The organism is Rhizobium sp. BR 362 (assembly GCF_036528765.1).
Lineage (GTDB): Bacteria > Pseudomonadota > Alphaproteobacteria > Rhizobiales > Rhizobiaceae > Rhizobium.
This window is the reverse complement of sequence record NZ_JARWGH010000021.1, coordinates 62,146-80,827: the sequence shown is the minus strand read 5'-3', so window position 1 is coordinate 80,827 and position 18,682 is coordinate 62,146. Positions and strand designations below refer to the sequence as shown.

Here is an 18,682-nt window from a genome sequence, read left to right as displayed (position 1 = left end):
ATCGCACGGCATCCTGAAAGGTGCCCACATCACACACGATAAACCGCCCTGCGGTTTACGTGGTTAACGCAAGCCGCTTAGCGACTTGCTACTCGCGACAAATCCTCCGGATTTGCGCTGGACAAGACGACAAACCGCTTTGCGGTTGGCGTCGATGGCGCGGGGTGGAGCAGCCCGGTAGCTCGTCAGGCTCATAACCTGAAGGCCGCAGGTTCAAATCCTGCCCCCGCAACCAATCTTTCCCATCACGGCGCGTTATCGCTGGCGCGGAGACTGCATCTTCGCTCGCCATACTAGCTCACACCAAAACAAGGCCCCTCTGCGGGTTTTTTCGTTATGGGCTGCCGCTGCCATAGCAAGTGCAGTCCCATCATAGCTCCAAGATTGACCGGGCGCCCGAGATGCTTACGGTCAACCTGTGGGTCTGATGCCGCGCTTGCTGTCCACGCCTCGTGCCGGCGTGAAAATATTGTGCCTTCTCTCAATCGAAACGCTTTTCGGGTGGGCTATGGCCGGCATGTCAGCAAATATGTGTCAATACCAGCGAAGCAGCGGATTCGCCGCGACCGGACGTACGGAGGCGACTAAGACTGTCTCGTCGGTCCGGACTCAGTGAGAGGATATCGATATGGCCAGGACAGGGCGGAGCGGGCAGAAAGATTATGTCTACAGGATCGTGAATTCACCCGTCGGCGAGTTGAAGCTCGTCGCCAGTCACGAGGGCTTGGCAGCGATTCTCTGGGACAACGACCCGCCAAATCGGGTCCGGCTGAATATTGTCGCAGAGGATGTGAATCATCCTGTTCTCATAGAGACGGAACGGCAGTTGCAGGAATACTTTGCCGGCGAACGACGCGTTTTCGACCTGCCGCTCGGTTTCTCCGGCACCGAATTTCAAAAGAAGGTGTGGCAGGCGCTGCTTACCATCCCCTTCGGGGAGACACGCTCCTATGCCGAGATTGCCGCACAGATCGGGGCTCCCCAGGCAATACGTGCGGTCGGCGCCGCCAATGGCCGGAATCCGATCTCCATCATAGCGCCATGCCCCCGGGTTGTCGGATCGGCCGGGGACCTGAGGGGATTTGCTGGCGGTCTGGAGCGAAAGACCTTTCTTCTGGGTTTTGAAGGCTCCGAAACCAAGACGTTCAATTTTGCGGCATGACGGTTATACGGCCGCGCTGACAAGAGACCGATCTGACAACAATGACAAACAGCCCGCTTGAGAAATCAAGCGGGCTGTTTTTGTTTTCAGCGTCGGCAATGTGAAAACGGCTGACCCGGGATCTCGAATCAGCCATCGCCGTGCATCAACCTTCGAGCCACTTTACCTGCTCCGGCGTCAGCTTGATGTCGAGCGCTGACAGGCTGTCTTCCAGCTCGGCGATCGTGCGCGGGCCGATCAGCGGGATGACCGGGAAAGGCTGGGCGACGACATAGGCGAGCGCGATGTGGATCGGGTTGCGGCCGAGTTTCTGTGCCAGTTCGATCGCCCGGTCGCGGCGGCCGAAATTGCGCTCGGAATACCAGACGCGGACCAGCTCCTCGTCGCTGCGCTTGTCGCGGCCGGCGCGGTCGGTGAAGAAGCCGCGGCCCTGGCTGGACCACGCAAAGTTTGGGATCTGCTTGGCATTCAGCCAGGCCTTCCATTCCTCATCGGAGGCGGCGATGCAGCCGGCCCAGATCGGATCGAGCATTTCCGCCAGCGAGAAATTGTTGGAAAGAGCTGCCGGCCCCGCCTTGCCATTCTTTTCGGCATAGGCGATCGCTTCGTCGAAGCGGGCGCGGGTCCAGTTGGAACCGCCGAAGATGCCGCGAATGCGGCCGGCTTTGACCTCGGCATCCATGGCATCGACGAATTCGCCGACCGGGATGGCCGGATTGTCGCGATGCATGAAATAGATGTCGACATAGTCGGTCTTCAGCCGGTTCAGCGATTGGTCGAGCTGCTTGGCGATCATGTCCGGATAGCAGAGCGGCGAATGCGCACCCTTGCCGATCAGCACGATCTCCTCGCGCGGAACCTTGCGGCTGCTGTGCCAGTCGCCGAAAATGCTCTCCGTTTTGCCGGCGCCATAGACATAGGCCGTGTCGAAGGCATTGCCGCCGGCCTCGTAGAAGGCGTCGAGTGTCAGCGATGCGGCGGCGAAATTCGGAAAGAATTCGAAGCCAAGCGTGACGATCGAGGCCGGCTTGGCAATGCCCGGAATGCTGCGCTTCGGAATGCCGTTGCCCATGGCGACCGGTGTTCCGGCAATGTTCGTCGTCCGCCGCGTCGCCTTCTCGACCTCATATTCAAGGCCAACGGTGGCGCGCCACTGATCGAGAGCGCGCAGGTTTCCGATCGAATCGGCCCAGTTGATGCCTGGATAGGCGAATTCCGTCTGGCCGGCACGAATGGCGTCACCCGCGGCGTCGACTTCGAAGGAATAGAGCCAACGGTCTTCCTTGACTTCGATGACCTGCGTTTCCGCGCCCTTGATGAGCTCGATCGTGCCGAGGCCGCCCTTGTGGCCGGAGGCGAACCAGAAATCCTTGACTTCCAGGCGGCCGTCCGAGCCGATGATACGCAGCGTATTGTCCTGATTTGCCATGATCGAGCAGGACACTTCGGCGATGATGTTGTTCGGGAATTTCAGCACCGCCGAAGCCCATTCGTCGACGCCGGTCTGGCCGAGATGGGCAACACCCGAGACTTTTTCCGGGTCGAGGAACGGCTTGCCTTCGACGGCACCGGCAATCAGCCGCGCCATCGAGACCGGATAGCCGCCGACATCCAGGATGCCGCCGCCGGCCGTGTCATTGGCGAACAGCCGGTGTTCCGGCTTGACCGTGCCCATGTTGAAGCCGAACGAGGAGCGGATGATGCGGATCTCGCCGATCACGCCGCTTTTCACCAACTCGATCAGCTTCGCCGTCTGTGGATGCACGCGGTACATGAAGGCTTCGCCGGCGAAAACGCCAGCCTTCTTGGCTTCGTAATAGATCGCCTCGGCATCATAGGCGGACAGCGCGATCGGCTTTTCGACGAGGACATGCTTGCCGGCGCGGATCGCCTTGATTGCCCATTCGGCATGGCCGGTATGGGGCGTGGCGATATAGATGGCGTCGATTTCCTTGTCGGCCAGCAGAGCCTCATAACCTCTGACGATGCGCGCACCGGGGAAATTATCACCGAGACCCGGCTTGTCGGGATTGCGGCTGGCGATGGCCACCAGTTTGCCGCTACGGGAATGAGCGACGCCTTCGGCAAAAGTCTGCGCGATCCGGCCGGGGCCGATGATGCCCCAGCGGATGGGTGTTTCGGTAGTCATGAATTGGTCCTTTCCTAAATCTGCATGCTGTCTTGGGAGTGGCGGGACTTGGGAGCGGTGGAACTGGGGGAGCGGTGAGAAAAGGGCGCCTATCGCAATCGATTGCCGGCGCTGTCGAACAGGAATGTCTTGGCTGCGGAGAGCGCGACGGTCAGCGTGTCGCGATTGTTGGTGTTGCGGGATTCCTCCCGCTCGATGACGATCTGCTCGCCGCCGGCGATGTTGGCGTAGATGTAGCTGGTATTGCCGAGATGTTCGGCGACGTCGACATCGACCGTTACATCGATATCACCGCGTCCGGCCTCGAGAAAATGTTCGGGCCGTATACCGAGGGTCACTACCTGACCGGTTTCGACCTCAGCCGTGGTGATCGGCAGCGACAGACGGACTTCGCGCTGATTCTTCAGCGCCACCGTTGCGATGCCATTTTGCTTGCCAACGATTTCTGCCGGCAGAAAATTCATCTTGGGCGATCCGACGAAGCCGGCGACGAACTGATTGGCCGGATCGTCGTAGAGGTCGAGCGGCGCGCCGACCTGCTCGATATTGCCGCTGCGCAGCACGACAATCTTGTCGGCCAGCGTCATCGCCTCGGTTTGGTCATGCGTCACGTAGATCATCGTCGTGCCGAGCTTCTTGTGAAGGCGCGAGATTTCGACGCGCATCTGCACGCGCAGTTCTGCGTCGAGGTTGGAGAGCGGCTCGTCGAACAGGAAGATCTGCGGTTCGCGCACGATGGCGCGGCCGATGGCGACGCGCTGGCGCTGGCCGCCGGAAAGCTGCTTCGGCCGGCGCTGCATCAGTTCGGTGATCTGCAGGATCTCGGCCGCCTGCTTGACGCGGCGTTCGGTGTCGGCCTTCGGGTTGCCGTTCATGCGCAGGCCGAAATTGAGATTTTGCTCGACTGTCAGATGCGGATAGAGGGCATAGGATTGAAAGACCATGGCGATGCCGCGATCGGCCGGCTCCATGTCATTGACGACGCGGCCGCCGATCTTGAGCTCGCCGCCGGTGATGTCTTCGAGACCGGCGATCATGCGCAGCAGCGTGGACTTGCCACATCCGGACGGCCCGACGAAGACGACGAATTCGCCGTCCTTCACGTCGAGATTGGCGCCGTGGATGATTTCAAGAGTACCGTAGCGTTTGACGACATTGGTAAGGGACAGTTCAGCCATACGGGTCTCCCGAAATTATTTGATTGCGCCGGCGGCGATACCGGCGATGAAGTGGCGTTGCAGGAGAACGAAGACGATGAGGATCGGCGCCGTCAGCATGACGGCACCCGCCATGATGCCGCCCCAGGATACCCTGGTAAGGCCGATCAACGTTCCGAGCGCCACCGGCGCGGTCATCATGCCCGGCCGGGAGTTGATGAGCAGCGGCCAGAGATAGTTGTTCCAGGAGGCCAGGAACAGGATGATAGCGAGCGCTGCCATGGTCGGCCTTGCCAGCGGCAGGGCGATGCGCAGGAAGATCTGCCATTCCTTGACGCCCTCGACGCGAGCCGCATCGAAAAGCTCGCCCGGCATCATCGAGAAGGCCTGGCGCATGAACAGCACACCGAGCGAATTGAAGAGCGGTGGTACGATCAGCGCGACCCATGTGTTGCCCAATCCGAAATCGCGCGCCACCATGATGAATTGCGGGATGACGACGACGGAGTAGGGCAGCGTGATCGTGCCGAGGATGATGGCGATCACGCCCGAACGGCCGGCGAACTGGTAGCGTGCCAGAGCCCATCCGGCCATCGAGGTCAGGAGCACCGACAGGAAGGTATAAATGACGGCGACGACGATGGAGATCGTCATCGCGCCGAGGAAGTTGGTGTCGGCCTGCAGATTCCGAACATTGTCGAAGAAGCTCGTCGATGGGACCATGACGATATCAGGGCTGAAGATGCCGTAGTCGGGCATGGTCGAGAAGATGAACATCATCCAGAGCGGAAACAGCCAGATAAGGGCAAGCGGTGCGAGCAGGCCGTGCAGCGCGATCGAGCGCATCAGATTGGATTTGGACTTCGATTTCATTTCGGTTCGCGCCCCACCCAGAGATTGAGAAGAGAGATGACCACGGCGAGCGCCGCCATTGTGTAGGCGATTGCGGAAGCATAGCCGAAGTTGGTCGATTGGAAGGCCTGGCGATAAAGCAGCAGACCGAGCGTCTCCGTCCCGCCGCCGGGGCCGCCCCTGTTGGTGATCAGATATGGTTCGGTGAAGAGCTGCATGGTGCCGATGACGGACAGGACGACGCAGAACAGAATGATCGGCTTCAACAGCGGCAGGGTGATGTGGATGAACTGCTGGAAGCGGTTCACACGGTCAAGCGTCGCGGCCTCGTAAACATCCTCGGGGATCGATTGCAGCCCGGAAAGGATGATGATGGCGTTATAACCCGCCCAGCGCCAGGTAACGGCGATGATGATGAGCACCATTGCGGCATGCGATTCGGCGAACCACGATACCGGTGCGAAGCCGATGCCGCCGATCAGCTTGTTGATGATGCCGAAATCGACGTTGAACATCAGGCGGAAGACAGCGGCATAAGCCACCTCCCCAACGACGACGGGTGCGAAGAAAGCAAAGCGAAAAATGCCACGTGCCCTGAGCAGCGGCGAATTCAGCAGCACCGCCATGATCGTGGCGAGCGTGATCATGACGGGTACCTGGACGATCAGGATGATCAGCGTGTTTTCAAGCGCGTTGTAGAAGGCCGGGTCGCCGAACAGGCGCCCCCAATTGAGCGACAGGTTAAAGACCCACGGATTAACCCGGGTGTTCTGGAACGAGATCAGGAACGAATAGATGATCGGCCAGACCCAGAAAGCGGCGAACACCAGAAGATAGGGTGCAAGGAACGCATAGGCGCTCCGGTTTCGCAACCGCATGAAAGCCTTCTCCTTTATGCGCAGTGAAATGACGCGTGACGTCGCATCCCCGCCGCCCTCAGGGCGGCGGGGATGCCGAGCGCGGCTTGGGATGCGCGCCCGGCAGTGTCACTCATTTCGCGAGCGGCAGACCTGTCGCCGAGGCGATCTGCTGTGCCGCATCATCGAGCGCGGCCTTGCCGTTTGGATAGCCGCCGGCGAGGTATTTCGTCTGGACGGCCTTGATGATCTCATCGGCGTCGCTGAAATACTGGGTGCCGGGGCTCGGGCGGATTTTCGGCAGGGTGACGAGGATGTCGGCCCAGACCTTTTGCCCACCCCAATAGGGCTGCGGCTGATTGACGAAGGGATCTTGAACTGCCGTCAGCAGCGACGGCACGAGCCCGAAGGACTTCAGCATGGTAATCTGGCCCTCATTGGTGCCAAGCGTGTACTCGAGGAATTTCCAGGCGGCTTCCTTGTTCTTGGAGCCGCTGGCGATCGCGAGCGAAGAGCCGCCGAGATTGGCCGCATGCGGGCCGTCAGCCGTCATGCTCGGCATCGGATAGACACCCCATTTGCCGGCGAGATCCGGCGAGGTGGAGCGAATGGTGCCTTCATACCAGCCGCCATAGAGCTGCGATGCCACCTTGCCGGCAGTGTTCGCCTGAATTTTCTCGTTCCAGTTCGCCGCACTCATCAGGCCCGCGTCCTTGATCTCCTTCACCTTGTCCAGCGCCTTCACGCAGGCCGGTTGGTTGACGGTGATGCTCTGGCTGTCATACGAGAAATAGCCGCAGCCCTGTTCGTTGGCGAGCATGCGGAACCATTCGGTGTCGCCGTTAAGATCGGCCTGCGTCATGATCACGCCCGGATTTGCGGCGGAGATCTTCTTGCCGGCGGCAATGAAATCGTCCCAGGTCTTGATCGTTGCCGGATCAACGCCCGCCTTTTCATAGAGATCGCGGCGGTAGAACATGGTGACCGGGCCGGAATCCCAGGGCATTGCGTAGGCGGCATCGCCGACTTCGAGTTCGGCACGCTTGAAGTCCGGGAACTGCTTCTTGAGCTCATCCGTGTAGCCGAGCTTCGTCAGATCGGTCAGGCAGTCGGGAAAGCGGTTCCAAAAGATCGATGCCTTGTGATTTTCAATCGACATGACATCGGGCAGACCGTCGCCGCCGGCGGCGCAAGCGGCCAGCATCTTGTCGAAGACCTGCGGGTTGCCAATGTCCTGAACATCGACCTTGATGTCAGGATATTTCTTATTGAACCCCTCGACTGTGGATTTCAGCGCCGACGCGGCGATGTTCCAGCTCCAGATTGTGATAGTGGTTTGTTCCGCATAAGCAGAACCGGAAGCAAGCAAGGCAGCAAGTGCTGCCGCTCCCGCGAGTTTTAAACGCATTGAAAATCCTCCCTTTTCAATTGCCGTCCTCTAGCGAACACGCTTAAACTAGCTGCCAATGCGCTTCTGTCTCCTAAAAAAGGAACATCGACTTGGCGGAAAGTAAGGTGGGTCATCGAGCGGTTTATCAGCCGGGCGCCAGCAGCATCGAAGGGCTGCCGACGACGCTGCAGATGTTTCATACCCATCCGCCGCTGATGGTGAAGCCGCATTGGCACGCGCAGGTCGAGGTGAATTACCTTATACGCGGCACGGTTCACTATCGTATGAACGATCATGAAATTCAGCTCCGCGCCGGCGATATCTGCGTGTTCTGGGGCGGGCAGCCGCATCAGATGGACGATTCGTCCGAGGATTCGATCTATGCAGGCGCGCATCTGCCGCTGGTGCACTTCTTCCGCATGCGCCTGCCGCTTGATATTTCCGGCCGGTTGATGCGAGGCGAGACCCTGGTCACCTCCGCGACGGATGCCGCCGACAACGAGAATTTCGCCCGGTGGTATCGTTATGTCCGCTCGGGCGATCCGGCCAAGGCCGAACACGCGGTTGCCGAATTGCTGCTGCGCCTGGAACGTATCGCCTTCGAGCCCTATCGCATGCTGCCGGAAAAGCGCGATCATCGGCCGAGCGAACAGATCCACCCGCAATCCTCGCCCAGCCTGGCGCGGATGTGCGATTTCATCGCCAGCAACTTCCTGCACGACATCGATACCGTCGATATCGCCAAGGCGGCGGATCTGCATCCGAAATATGCGATGAACCTCTTCAAGAAATGCACTGGAATGACGCTCAGCAAATACGTCAATCTGCTGCGCCTGTCGCGCGCCCAGGCCATGCTGATGCGTGACGGCGCCAATGTGCTGCAGGTGGCGATGGACAGCGGCTTCGGCTCGATCAGCGCATTCAACAAATCCTTCCGCCATATTGCCGGCATGTCGCCTTCGGATTTCCGCCGCGACATGCGCATGGTTACGGCAATGAGCGTCGAAGGCGCCCAGCCCGCCCTGCGCCGGTCCGCCCCGCAATTCTAGTGGCTGGTCTCTCGCCGTCGCTGCCGATAAGGCGCGCGCAGCGCATATTGTTTGGAGGAAGATTTTCATGCGGCAATTTTCGGCATGTATCGAATGGCTGTTCGCCCGCGAAGGCGACCAATTTGCCGACCGGATCCGGCTGGCGCACCAGGCCGGATTGAGCGCAGTCGAATTCTGGCGCTGGACGAACAAGGACCTGGATGCGATCGCATCCGTGATCGAGGAGACGGGGATCGCCGTCTCGGGCATAGTTGCCGAGCCGATGATCGCGCTGACGAATCCGGCGAATAAGGACGCCTGGCTGGAGGGGTTGCAGGCATCGGCCGGTGTGGCGGAGCGCCTCGGTGCCACAGTTTTGATCGCGCAGGCGGGCGACGATTTGCCGGAGTTTTCACGCGCCGAACAGCGGGAGGCCTTGCTCTCCGCCTTGAGCGCCGCCTCCGATATTCTGAGCGGCTCGGGCATACGCCTCGGCCTCGAACCGCTGAACACCAGGATCGATCATGTCGGCTACTATCTGTCCTCAACCGCGGAAGGCCTGGATATCATCGACGAGGTGGGGCAACCGGAAATCGGCATCGTCTACGATATTTATCATTCGGCTGTCATGGGCGAGCGCACGGAAGATGTGGTTGGCAAACGCGCCGATCGCATCGTGCATGTCCACGTCGCCGATCACCCGGGCCGCAACGATCCTGGCACCGGTAGCATCGATCTGCTCAATCGCCTGAATTGGTTGTTTGCCCATGGATACAGCGGCAGGGTCGGTCTCGAATACAGGCCGAAAACGGAGGATGTCGAGGCGGTTCGCGCGGTGGTGAAGTCGCTGTCGGCTTGACGGTTAGACGGGCTCGAGCACGCCGAAGACGGCGACCAGCGCGATGACGGCGATGCCAAGAAAGATCTCGGCAATACTTCCTCGACGGATAGCGCTCAAAGCCCGAGCCCGATCGTGCAGCATTCGGGGCACCAGGACATAGCGATTGATGATGGCCAACAGGCTCATGCCGGCGACAAGCACGATCTTGATGGCAAGCAGCGTTTGATAGCCGGATGACCAGTCCGTCGGCAGGCGCTGAAGCACTAGCATCGTATTGACCAGGCCCGAGGCGATGACCAGTGCCACGGCGCCATGACCGACGGTGGAAAAGCGCCGCAGCGCCAACAGCGCCTCCGTCCGGTGTTCGGGCGTGTTCAAAAGCTGGAGGATCGGGACCAGAGGCACCAGGGCGCCCAGCCAGCCGCCGCCGGCCAGCACATGAATAATGTCATTGGCGCGATGGGCGAGCTTCAGCCAGCCTTCATGCATCGAGGCGTGACCAGTGAGCATGAGCGCGGCAAGGCTAAGACCAGAGCCGAGCGCTATGCCCGGGTGGCGCCAACGCTCCGGCGGCAGGAAAGCAAGAAGGAGGATGAGGGCAGCGGCGGCTTGGGCCAGCCAGGCCCGCCCGACCGTGGTTTCGAACAGAACGTCACGGATCGTGCCGGCATCGAAAGCATCGCTCCAGCCATTGCCGATGGTGGCGCTTGCAAGCGGCAGAGAGGCAAGGGCCGTCAGCCCGGCAACCAGCGCTGCAAGGACGGGTGCGACGCCGAACATGCGCCAGACCTTCTCCGCCAACACTTTCGGCACCAGAAGGCAGAGAAAGGCCGAGGCGCCCCACAGAAGCATCAGCGATGCGTCGTGAAAGAAGCGGCACGCCTCGAGCGCTGTGTTGGGATCGATCAAGGTTTTACTGTGAAGGTGTAGCTGCCAGTGGTCTTATGACCGTCAGTGGAAAGGGCATGCCATTCGACGGTATAGGTGCCGGCGGCAAGCGTTTCGGAGACGGGAACCATCAATACGGTGTCGTTCTGCATCAGCATGGGCTCGCCGAGCTTGACGACCGCCTTGTCGGGGCCGGTCACCTTGATGCCGGAGAATTTGAGGTTCAGGCCTTCGCTGAAGGTAAGGTCGAGATCGCTGGGCGAGGCCTTGATGGTGCTCTTGTCCGCTGGGCTTGCCGACTTCAGATGTGCGTGCGCAAAAGCCTGAGCGGAAAGGGCGAGGGCCAAAATGGCGGCGAGGCCGAGTCTGGTAATGATCTTGGTCATGAAAAATCCTCCTGTCGGTTTACCGAGCGCGATAGAGTTGTGGACATGCTATGTCAATTTTCCTGATGCGGAATGGCTATGTTCGGGACGCTTTGCCGCAAGGTGACCCTTTATGGCCGGCTTCCGTCGACATAGACATCAGGCCGAGACGTTTATTCCCGTGTTTGGCAAAGAATTGTCGCTTTTCGATTATTTTTGCTTAGGAGGGTTAAAGCGCTCGGGATGGTGACATTTCGATGAGGGAGTTTCATGGCGGCGAATACCATACGCGAGAAAGTGACTCGCGGCTTCCGCCCGCGCCGGCGTCGGGAGTGCATCGAGATCTTGGATACGCCGACCTATGTAATCGGTGACGTACATGGCTGCTACGACCTCCTGAGCGCGCTCGAACGCAGGATTTTCGCAGATGCCGCCGCACTGCCCGGCCGCAAACTGATTATCATGCTCGGTGACTTCATCGATCGCGGTCCGGCCTCGGCACAGGTCGTCAGCCGTCTGATGGCGCCGCTGCCGAACGGTTTCGAGCGCATCTGCCTGACAGGCAATCATGAACTGGCCATGCTCGCCTATGCCGATGGTGAAATATCCCTGGACGACTGGGTCGCGCTTGGCGGCGACGCGACGCTGAATTCTTATGGTGTGGATATCCAGACCCTACAGCGACAATATCCCCGGCAAAAAAAACTCGATACCTTCATCCGAACCTGGCTGCCCGACGATCATCTCGACTTTCTCCGCCGGCTGCCGATTTTGCTGGATACGCCGCAGGTGCTGTTCGTTCATGCGGGCATCGATCCGGAACGGCCGATCGCGGCGCAGGAGGATGACGATCTCGTTTTCATCCGCTCGCGCTTTTACGATAGCGCGCAGCCGCTGCCGAAGCTGATCATTCATGGCCATACGCCGGTCAGACAAGCCGAAGCGCATGGGCTGCGGCTCAATATCGACACCGGCGCCTTCCGTTCCGGAAAGCTGACGGCGGCGCGTCTTTGGCAAGGGCGCATCCACATCACCTCGACGTGAGCCTGATCTATGCACCGCCCACATTTTAAGCCGGCGTGGTATCGTTATCTCCTTGTCTGTTCTATAGAACAGGACGAAAAATGAATGACAGAGCCGGGAGAGCTTCATGGCCGCGACCATCCGTTATCACGAAGGCGATATTTCCGCTGCCGATGCTGCCCGCTACACCGGCGCCATCGCGATCGATACCGAAACACTCGGCCTCATCCCGCGCCGCGACCGGCTCTGTGTCGTGCAGCTTTCCCCGGGCGACGGCACCGCCGATGTGATCCGCATCGCCGCCGGCCAGAAAGAGGCGCCGAACCTCGTCGCCATGCTTGCCGACCCCACGCGCGAGAAGATCTTTCACTACGGCCGCTTCGATATCGCCGTGCTGTTTCACACTTTCGGCGTCACCACGACGCCGGTTTTCTGCACCAAGATCGCCTCACGCCTCTGCCGCACCTATACGGACCGCCACGGCCTGAAGGACAATCTCAAGGAGATGCTCGAGGTCGATATTTCCAAAGCGCAGCAGTCTTCCGACTGGGCGGCCGAGACGCTCTCGCCGGCGCAGCTCGAATATGCCGCTTCCGATGTGCTTTACCTGCATGCGCTGCGTGACAAGCTGAAAGAGCGCCTCGTGCGCGACGGCCGTATCGAGCATGCCGATGCCTGCTTCACCTTCCTGCCGACCCGGGCGAAACTGGACCTGCTCGGCTGGGAAGAGACCGATATTTTCGCGCATAGCTGATCGGCCGCGTTAAAAGCGAATTGAAACGGAAAAGCCGGTGCTGCGGATATGGCATCGGCTCGTTAGTTAGCAATCTGTTAAGACACCTCCTGTTATTCTACCCCTGATTTCATGCATTCGACCGACGTCTTTTCGCGTCAATCCGCCGGTCCTACGGCTTCGAATTGCTGACGGCCGCATGAGCGGACCCTGACTGAACCTGCCTTCTGCTTCCGTCTTGTCAGACAAAGGAGCATCCATGTTGTCTCCCGTGAGTGCCGTGTCTGCTTTGGCTACAGCGCTTGAAAAGCCTGGGGTTGCCACCGCCGAGACGTCCGGTGCCCAGACGGCCGCGACGCCGCTTGCCGTGCTGCCGAATACGGTGACCGCCAGTGTCGAAGGCAAGCTGACCATGCTGCTCGTGGCGGCGCGCGAGCGGATGTTCGATAGCCTGCTCTCCGTCATCGATGATGCCAGCGCGGCGCTGAACGTCTCGCGTGAGCCGGATGAGAGCAATGCCGCATTGGCACAGCGGCTGGTCGATACGATCCGCAGCTTGCCGCCGCAACAGCTTGCCGTGGCCCAGCAAGTTCTGGATAAGCAGGCGGAAACTCCGCTCCCGCTGCCTCTGATCGCCGAGGCGTTGACCAATCCGGATGGGCCGGAAGCCCTGCAAATCGCCATCAACCTCGATGCGGCGCTGGCACCGGAGCCCGACGCGGTCATCAAGGCCGTCGTCAATTCCTATGGCCAGAATGCCGGTAAAAGCGAGACGATCGAACCGCAGTCTCCCGTCCCGGCACAAACGGCCCTGAAGACTGCGAACGTCGCTCCCTCAACGGCTCCGGCGGTCCTAGCGGCTTCGCCGGAGAGCGCGGCAACGCCGGCACCCGCCGTCGCGACGGCTGCTCTCTCCGCATCTCCCGCGCAGGTTTCTGCGGCAACGCCGGCTGCGATTGCACCGGCTCAGGCCGTTCTGGTGGCGGCGGCGATTTTGGAACCGGAGGTATTGCCGGACCTTCAGACTGCCTCCACTCCACAAGCTGTCCCAAATCAGCAATCCAGCCCGCTTCCACCTGCCGCAACTGCACTCCTTGTTGATACGGGCATCGGCGAGATCGTTCTTCCGCCAAATGCTGTCCCCGTAGATGGCGACATATCCTCCGCTGCAGTGGCGTTGCTGGCCACATCTGCCGAGGACAAGCTTCCAACGGAAATCGCTCTGATCAGATCGCCGATTACACCGCCGCCTGTGCCGCGGGATATCCAGCAGATCCGGGCCGATATCAAGCAAGGGCTGCAGGTTGTCACTGGCCGCGCCATCGACATCGCCGGACCTGAGCTTCTGCAGATCATTGAGGACGATGAGTCCTCGGCAGAAAAGATTATCGCGCAGGCGCTTGCCGCCAATGCCGACGATCAGAAGCAGGTGCAGTCGCTGCCGCAGACGACGGGCAATGAAAGCACCCGGAATCTCGCCGCCGCCATGGCAAGTCAGAACTCGGTTTCTGGCAATGAGATACAGAACGCGCCCGCCGCACCTCAGAGCAAATCATTGGACGGCGCGCAGGTCGCACCTGCCGTCGACATGCCCGATGCCGCGGCGCAGATGGCAACGCCGCTGCCGCTGCCACAAGGCATTCCGTTTGCCATCGCACATTATCTCCCGGCGGACGTCCCCATTGACAACGAGGATTTGGAGAGGGTCGATCGTGTCGATCCCGCCGACGACGAGGAACACGAACAGGGGCAGGGCGGAGAAACGGCGCAGGACGAAAGCGAAAACGACTCTGAGCCAGACGAAATGCATCATCCAGTTTCAGAGGCATCCAGCGAAGCCGATGCTGAGGTAGCCTCCTCAGAAGCCAGCGCAGTTCCGCCAAAACCGCTGACGCTGCCCGCACCTGCGCCGCAGAATTCCCTGCGCGATCACGCCTTCGATTTCTATCAGCGCATGGTGGAGTGGCAATAACCGCGCCGCATCCGAGCCGTCCGTTCGTATGAAGACAATTATGGCTCTGGTTTTTGAATCTGGAGCAGAGGCAAACAAAAACCCGCCGGATCGCTCCGGCGGGTCTTTTATCTCTATCAGGCTAGCCGAAGATTATTCGGCGTTGCGGTTCTTCAGAGCCGCACCCAGGATGTCGCCGAGCGAAGCGCCCGAGTCGGACGAACCGAACTGAGCGACCGCTTCCTTCTCTTCTGCGATTTCCAGAGCCTTGATGGACAGCATGATCTTGCGGTCCTTCTTGGAGAAGTTGGTGACGCGGGCGTCGACGGTCTGACCGACCGAGAAACGCTCCGGACGCTGCTCGTCGCGATCACGCGACAGGTCGGCGCGGCGGATGAAGGAGGTGATGTCGTCGTGGTTGACGAGCTTCACTTCGATGCCGCCATCGTTGATGGCGATGACTTCAGCCGAGACGACGGCGTTCTTGCGCAGTTCGCCGGAAGCAGCGGCTTCGCCGACGCTGTCCTTGCCGAGCTGCTTGATGCCGAGCGAGATGCGTTCCTTATCGACATCGACGTCGAGAACGACGGCCTTGACGACATCACCCTTGTTGTACTCCTCGATGACCTGCTCGCCCGGACGGTTCCAGTCGAGGTCGGAGAGGTGCACCATGCCGTCCACATCGCCGTCGAGGCCGATGAACAGGCCGAATTCGGTCTTGTTCTTGACTTCGCCTTCGACTTCGGTGCCAGCCGGATGGTTGCGGGCGAATGCTGCCCACGGATTTTCCAGGGTCTGCTTCAGGCCGAGCGAGATACGACGCTTGGTCGGATCGACTTCGAGAACGACGACTTCGACTTCCTGGCTCGTGGACAGGATCTTGCCGGGGTGAACGTTCTTCTTGGTCCAGGACATTTCCGAGATGTGGATGAGGCCTTCGATGCCCGGCTCCAGCTCGACGAACGCACCGTAGTCGGTGATGTTCGTAACCGTACCGGAAATCTTCTTGCCTTCCGGATACTTGGCCTGGATGCCATCCCACGGATCGCTCTCGAGCTGCTTCATGCCGAGCGAAATACGGTGGGTTTCCTGGTTGATGCGGATGATCTGTACCTTGACCTGCTGGCCGATGGACAGGATTTCCGACGGATGGTTCACGCGGCGCCATGCCATGTCGGTGACGTGCAGCAGGCCGTCGATGCCGCCGAGGTCAACGAACGCACCGTAGTCGGTGATGTTCTTGACGACGCCGTCAACAACCTGGCCTTCTTCGAGGTTCTGAACGATTTCAGAACGCTGCTCGGCACGGGACTCTTCCAGAACCGTACGACGGGACACGACGATGTTGCCGCGGCGCTTGTCCATCTTGAGGATTTCGAAGGGCTGCGGGTTGTGCATCAGCGGGGTCACGTCGCGGATCGGACGGATGTCGACCTGCGAACGCGGCAGGAAGGCGATCGCGCCATCCAGATCGACGGTGAAGCCGCCCTTGACCTGGTTGAAGATGACGCCTTCGACGCGTTCGCCAGCTTCGAACTTGGCTTCGAGCTTGATCCAGCTTTCTTCGCGGCGAGCCTTTTCGCGCGACAGAACAGCTTCGCCAAGCGCGTTTTCGATGCGCTCGACATAGACTTCGACTTCATCGCCAACCTTGAGCGTGCCGTCCTTGGCGCGTGCACCGAATTCCTTCAGCGCGATGCGGCCCTCGACCTTGAGGCCGACGTCGACAACGGCAACATCCTTTTCGATGCCGGTGATGATACCCTTGGTGACATAGCCTTCAGCCAGATCGTTCTTGGCAAAGGATTCTTCGAGAAGGGCCGCGAAATCTTCGCGAGAGGGGGAAGTTACAGACATAAAATCTCCTGGCGTGTCCTTATTGTGCATTAGGGACACTAGTGCGCCGGTGGTTCGTGTTGAACAGGCCTGCATCCGTCCGCCTCCCCTTGGGAAAGCTATCCGGCGCTTGGACGGAGTGTCAGGCTTTGAAATCAGCGACTTCGTGCGCAAAGCACGCGAAAGCCGCTCGCATTTTCAGGCATTTCGGCTCAGACTGGCGTCGATGATCGACTTTGCCGTCTGAAACGCCGCTTCTATACTCATTTCTGAGGTATCAAGCAAGTACGCGTCTTCTGCCGGCCGCAAAGGGCTGTCGGTGCGGCCCATGTCCCGCTCGTCGCGCCGTTTCACGTCCTCGAATATCGCCGCATAATCGGCGCCGCCGCCGGCATTGACGATTTCGTCGTAGCGCCGTTTCGCCCTGACTTCCGCCGATGCCGTGACATAGATTTTCACTGCCGCATCCGGGCAGACGACGGTGCCGATATCGCGTCCATCCAGAACCGTGCCCGGCTCCCGCAGCGAAAAAGCCCGCTGCGCGTCGACCAGCGCCCGGCGAACCGCCGGCATGACGGCGATCTTCGATGCCGCCTCGCCGATCTCATGTTTCGACAGCACCGCGCGGTCGAGCCCGGCAAGATCGACCTTACGTGCCATCGTCTCGGCAATCGCTTCGTCGTCGAGCGGCAGGCCGGCGTCGAGAAGGGCTTTGGCGGTCGCCCTATAGGTCAGGCCGGTATCGAGATGGTGAAAACCATATTCCTCGGCGATCCGGCGCGACAAGGTTCCCTTGCCTGCCGCAGCGGGTCCGTCGATGGCGATGATCATTCTTTTATAGTCCTGCCTTCGGTCTTATTGTTATTGTCGTATCGCCGCACCAGATCGGCCATTCGGCGCTCAGTGCATCATAGGGCCAATGGCTTTGGATGGCCATTGGCCCGTGCTCTATCAGTCCTCGATCTCGATCGTCGCACCCAATCTTGTCATGAGGTCAAAAAATTCCGGGAAGCTTGTGGCGATCATGGTGGAATCGTCGACCGCGACCGGATGTTCCGAGGCAAGCCCCATGACCAGGAAACTCATGGCGATGCGATGGTCGAGATGGGTCTTGACCCTGCTTCCGTCCACACTACCAAGACTTTTCCCATCCGGCCTTCCCCGAACCGTCAGCGAATCCCTGCCTTCGGTGCAATTAACGCCGTTGAGCGTCAGCCCTTCGGCAACCGCCGAAAGCCGGTCGGACTCCTTGACCCGCAGTTCCTCCAGCCCAAGCATGACCGTCGTGCCCTCGGCAAAGGCGGCGGCGACGGCGAGCACCGGATATTCATCGATCATTGACGGCGCCCGTTCAGCCGGCACGGTGACCCCCCTGAGCGCCGAGGAGCGCACGCGCAGATCAGCGACATCCTCGCCGCCGGCAAGACGCCTGTCGAGAACCTCGATATCGCCGCCCATTTCCTGCAGCGTCAGAATGAGGCCAGTGCGGGTCGGGTTCATCAGCACGTTGCGGATGGTGATATCAGAGCCGGGGACGATCAGTGCCGCGACCAGCGGAAAAGCCGTCGAGGAGGGGTCGCCAGGAACATCGATGATCTGGCCGGAAAGCCTGCCCTGACCTTGAAGGCGGATGGTGCGCACGCCGTCTCGATCGGTCTCGACCGAAAGATCGGCGCCGAAGCCGGCCAGCATTTTTTCGGTATGATCGCGGGTCATGACCGGCTCGATCACGGTGGTGATGCCAGGCGCATTGAGGCCGGCGAGCAGCACGGCGGATTTGACCTGCGCCGAAGCCATCGGCACGCGATAAGTGATCGGACTGGCCGTCTCCGGCCCATGTAGCGTCACCGGCAGCCGGTCGCCTTCGCTGGATTTGACCTGCACGCCCATCCGCCTCAGCGGATCGAGGATACGGCCCATCGGCCGTTTGGAAAGCGAGGCGTCGCCGATGAAGGTGGATTCGAAATCATAGACGCCGACGAGGCCCATGGTCAGGCGACTGCCGGTGCCGGCATTGCCGAAATCGAGCGGCGCCTCCGGGGCGAGCAGCGCGCCGTTGCCGACGCCCCTTATGATCCATTCGGCCCCGATCTTCTCGATCTCAGCGCCCATGGCTTGCATGGCCTTGCCTGTGTTGAGCACATCCTCGCCTTCGACCAGGCCGGTAACGCGGGTTTCACCCGAGGCGAGGCCGCCGAACATGAGGGCACGATGCGAAATGGATTTGTCGCCGGGAACGCGGATGGTGCCGGAAAGATTGGTCGAGCGGCGCGCTGTCGCGGGCCGCGGTTGAATGTCGTGCGGCATGGGCAATTCCTTTGCGATGCCGTTATTTACGCCGCATTATCGCTGGCTTAGCTCCTGTTGCGCCAGCTGACCTGCGGTTCACGCTGGCTCGTTACCATAGACCCGCTGCCCGGTCATCCCGGAATGCCGGGAAAACCAGTCTT

At 60.4% G+C, this 18,682-nt stretch carries 16 protein-coding genes and 1 tRNA gene; 7 read left to right on the top strand and 10 right to left on the bottom strand.

Translation table 11 applies throughout. The annotated features are described in order from the left end of the window. Nucleotides 1-158 precede the first annotated feature (158 nt). Both QDY28_RS21915 and QDY28_RS21910 read left to right on the top strand, forming a co-directional pair. Nucleotides 159-235: transfer RNA gene (locus QDY28_RS21915), tRNA-Met, on the top strand. A 393-nt stretch (nucleotides 236-628) separates the two neighbouring features. Next, a complete protein-coding gene (locus tag QDY28_RS21910) occupies nucleotides 629-1,162 on the top strand; it encodes a methylated-DNA--[protein]-cysteine S-methyltransferase (RefSeq protein ID WP_331383726.1) in 534 nt (177 codons plus the stop codon). Nucleotides 1,163-1,307: 145 nt separating this feature from the next. Here the strand turns inward: QDY28_RS21910 and QDY28_RS21905 are convergent, their stop codons facing one another. The 5 genes from QDY28_RS21905 to QDY28_RS21885 form a co-directional block, all read right to left on the bottom strand. Next, complete coding sequence (locus QDY28_RS21905; RefSeq protein ID WP_331383725.1) at nucleotides 1,308-3,311, bottom strand: aldo/keto reductase; 2,004 nt, start codon at nucleotides 3,309-3,311, stop codon at nucleotides 1,308-1,310. A gap of 89 nt (nucleotides 3,312-3,400) precedes the next feature. Next, nucleotides 3,401-4,489, bottom strand: coding sequence for an ABC transporter ATP-binding protein (locus QDY28_RS21900; RefSeq protein ID WP_331383724.1), 1,089 nt, complete (start codon nucleotides 4,487-4,489; stop codon nucleotides 3,401-3,403). Between the two features lie 15 nt (nucleotides 4,490-4,504). After that, complete coding sequence (locus QDY28_RS21895) at nucleotides 4,505-5,341, bottom strand: carbohydrate ABC transporter permease (protein ID WP_331383723.1); 837 nt, start codon at nucleotides 5,339-5,341, stop codon at nucleotides 4,505-4,507. Continuing rightward, nucleotides 5,338-6,198, bottom strand: a complete 861-nt coding sequence (locus tag QDY28_RS21890; RefSeq protein WP_331383722.1) for a carbohydrate ABC transporter permease — start codon at nucleotides 6,196-6,198, stop codon at nucleotides 5,338-5,340. The genes QDY28_RS21895 and QDY28_RS21890 overlap by 4 nt, the downstream gene beginning before the upstream one ends. A 112-nt stretch (nucleotides 6,199-6,310) precedes the next feature. Continuing rightward, on the bottom strand, nucleotides 6,311-7,585 hold the full coding sequence (locus tag QDY28_RS21885) for an ABC transporter substrate-binding protein (protein ID WP_331383721.1): 1,275 nt from the start codon (nucleotides 7,583-7,585) through the stop codon (nucleotides 6,311-6,313). Nucleotides 7,586-7,671: 86 nt separating this feature from the next. On the opposite strand from QDY28_RS21885, the gene QDY28_RS21880 reads away from it, so the two are divergent. Together QDY28_RS21880 and QDY28_RS21875 are read left to right on the top strand one after the other, a co-directional pair. Beyond that, the gene (locus QDY28_RS21880) at nucleotides 7,672-8,616 is read left to right on the top strand and encodes a helix-turn-helix domain-containing protein (RefSeq protein ID WP_331383729.1); all 945 of its coding nucleotides are present in this window, start codon (nucleotides 7,672-7,674) and stop codon (nucleotides 8,614-8,616) included. 67 nt (nucleotides 8,617-8,683) lie between these two features. Next, on the top strand, nucleotides 8,684-9,454 hold the full coding sequence (locus QDY28_RS21875) for a TIM barrel protein (protein WP_331383720.1): 771 nt from the start codon (nucleotides 8,684-8,686) through the stop codon (nucleotides 9,452-9,454). 3 nt (nucleotides 9,455-9,457) lie between these two features. On the opposite strand, the gene copD is transcribed toward QDY28_RS21875, so the two are convergent. Next, nucleotides 9,458-10,345: a copper homeostasis membrane protein CopD gene (copD, locus tag QDY28_RS21870; RefSeq protein WP_331383719.1), complete on the bottom strand. Its 888-nt coding sequence runs from the start codon at nucleotides 10,343-10,345 to the stop codon at nucleotides 9,458-9,460. Continuing rightward, complete coding sequence (gene copC / locus QDY28_RS21865; protein WP_331383718.1) at nucleotides 10,342-10,710, bottom strand: copper homeostasis periplasmic binding protein CopC; 369 nt, start codon at nucleotides 10,708-10,710, stop codon at nucleotides 10,342-10,344. Before copC ends, copD begins: the two co-directional genes overlap by 4 nt. A 249-nt stretch (nucleotides 10,711-10,959) precedes the next feature. On the opposite strand from copC, the gene QDY28_RS21860 reads away from it, so the two are divergent. From QDY28_RS21860 to QDY28_RS21850, 3 genes are all read left to right on the top strand, one after another. Beyond that, entirely contained in the window at nucleotides 10,960-11,733 is a 774-nt protein-coding gene (locus QDY28_RS21860; protein WP_331383717.1) for a metallophosphoesterase family protein, read from the top strand. Nucleotides 11,734-11,839: 106 nt separating this feature from the next. Further along, complete coding sequence (locus QDY28_RS21855; RefSeq protein WP_331383716.1) at nucleotides 11,840-12,466, top strand: ribonuclease D; 627 nt, start codon at nucleotides 11,840-11,842, stop codon at nucleotides 12,464-12,466. A 238-nt stretch (nucleotides 12,467-12,704) separates the two neighbouring features. Further along, on the top strand, nucleotides 12,705-14,417 hold the full coding sequence (locus tag QDY28_RS21850; protein WP_331383715.1) for a hypothetical protein: 1,713 nt from the start codon (nucleotides 12,705-12,707) through the stop codon (nucleotides 14,415-14,417). A gap of 132 nt (nucleotides 14,418-14,549) precedes the next feature. On the opposite strand, the gene rpsA is transcribed toward QDY28_RS21850, so the two are convergent. The 3 genes from rpsA to aroA form a co-directional block, all read right to left on the bottom strand. Next, nucleotides 14,550-16,253: a 30S ribosomal protein S1 gene (gene rpsA / locus QDY28_RS21845; RefSeq protein ID WP_104821501.1), complete on the bottom strand. Its 1,704-nt coding sequence runs from the start codon at nucleotides 16,251-16,253 to the stop codon at nucleotides 14,550-14,552. A gap of 177 nt (nucleotides 16,254-16,430) precedes the next feature. Further along, nucleotides 16,431-17,063, bottom strand: a complete 633-nt coding sequence (gene cmk, locus QDY28_RS21840; RefSeq protein WP_331383714.1) for a (d)CMP kinase — start codon at nucleotides 17,061-17,063, stop codon at nucleotides 16,431-16,433. A gap of 120 nt (nucleotides 17,064-17,183) precedes the next feature. Then, on the bottom strand, nucleotides 17,184-18,539 hold the full coding sequence (gene aroA, locus QDY28_RS21835) for a 3-phosphoshikimate 1-carboxyvinyltransferase (RefSeq protein WP_331383713.1): 1,356 nt from the start codon (nucleotides 18,537-18,539) through the stop codon (nucleotides 17,184-17,186). Between the last annotated feature and the right edge of the window lie 143 nt (nucleotides 18,540-18,682).

Bases quoted from the DNA above. Each gene is read 5' to 3' on its own strand.
- QDY28_RS21860 (WP_331383717.1), top strand. From the start codon at position 10,960: ATGGCGGCGAATACCATACGCGAGAAAGTGACTCGCGGCTTCCGCCCG.
- QDY28_RS21875 (WP_331383720.1), top strand. From the start codon at position 8,684: ATGCGGCAATTTTCGGCATGTATCGAATGGCTGTTCGCCCGCGAAGGC.
- cmk (WP_331383714.1), bottom strand. From the start codon at position 17,063: ATGATCATCGCCATCGACGGACCCGCTGCGGCAGGCAAGGGAACCTTG.
- QDY28_RS21905 (WP_331383725.1), bottom strand. From the start codon at position 3,311: ATGACTACCGAAACACCCATCCGCTGGGGCATCATCGGCCCCGGCCGG.
- QDY28_RS21900 (WP_331383724.1), bottom strand. From the start codon at position 4,489: ATGGCTGAACTGTCCCTTACCAATGTCGTCAAACGCTACGGTACTCTT.
- QDY28_RS21885 (WP_331383721.1), bottom strand. From the start codon at position 7,585: ATGCGTTTAAAACTCGCGGGAGCGGCAGCACTTGCTGCCTTGCTTGCT.
- QDY28_RS21910 (WP_331383726.1), top strand. From the start codon at position 629: ATGGCCAGGACAGGGCGGAGCGGGCAGAAAGATTATGTCTACAGGATC.
- copC (WP_331383718.1), bottom strand. From the start codon at position 10,710: ATGACCAAGATCATTACCAGACTCGGCCTCGCCGCCATTTTGGCCCTC.
- QDY28_RS21890 (WP_331383722.1), bottom strand. From the start codon at position 6,198: ATGCGGTTGCGAAACCGGAGCGCCTATGCGTTCCTTGCACCCTATCTT.
- aroA (WP_331383713.1), bottom strand. From the start codon at position 18,539: ATGCCGCACGACATTCAACCGCGGCCCGCGACAGCGCGCCGCTCGACC.
- QDY28_RS21855 (WP_331383716.1), top strand. From the start codon at position 11,840: ATGGCCGCGACCATCCGTTATCACGAAGGCGATATTTCCGCTGCCGAT.
- QDY28_RS21850 (WP_331383715.1), top strand. From the start codon at position 12,705: ATGTTGTCTCCCGTGAGTGCCGTGTCTGCTTTGGCTACAGCGCTTGAA.
- rpsA (WP_104821501.1), bottom strand. From the start codon at position 16,253: ATGTCTGTAACTTCCCCCTCTCGCGAAGATTTCGCGGCCCTTCTCGAA.
- QDY28_RS21895 (WP_331383723.1), bottom strand. From the start codon at position 5,341: ATGAAATCGAAGTCCAAATCCAATCTGATGCGCTCGATCGCGCTGCAC.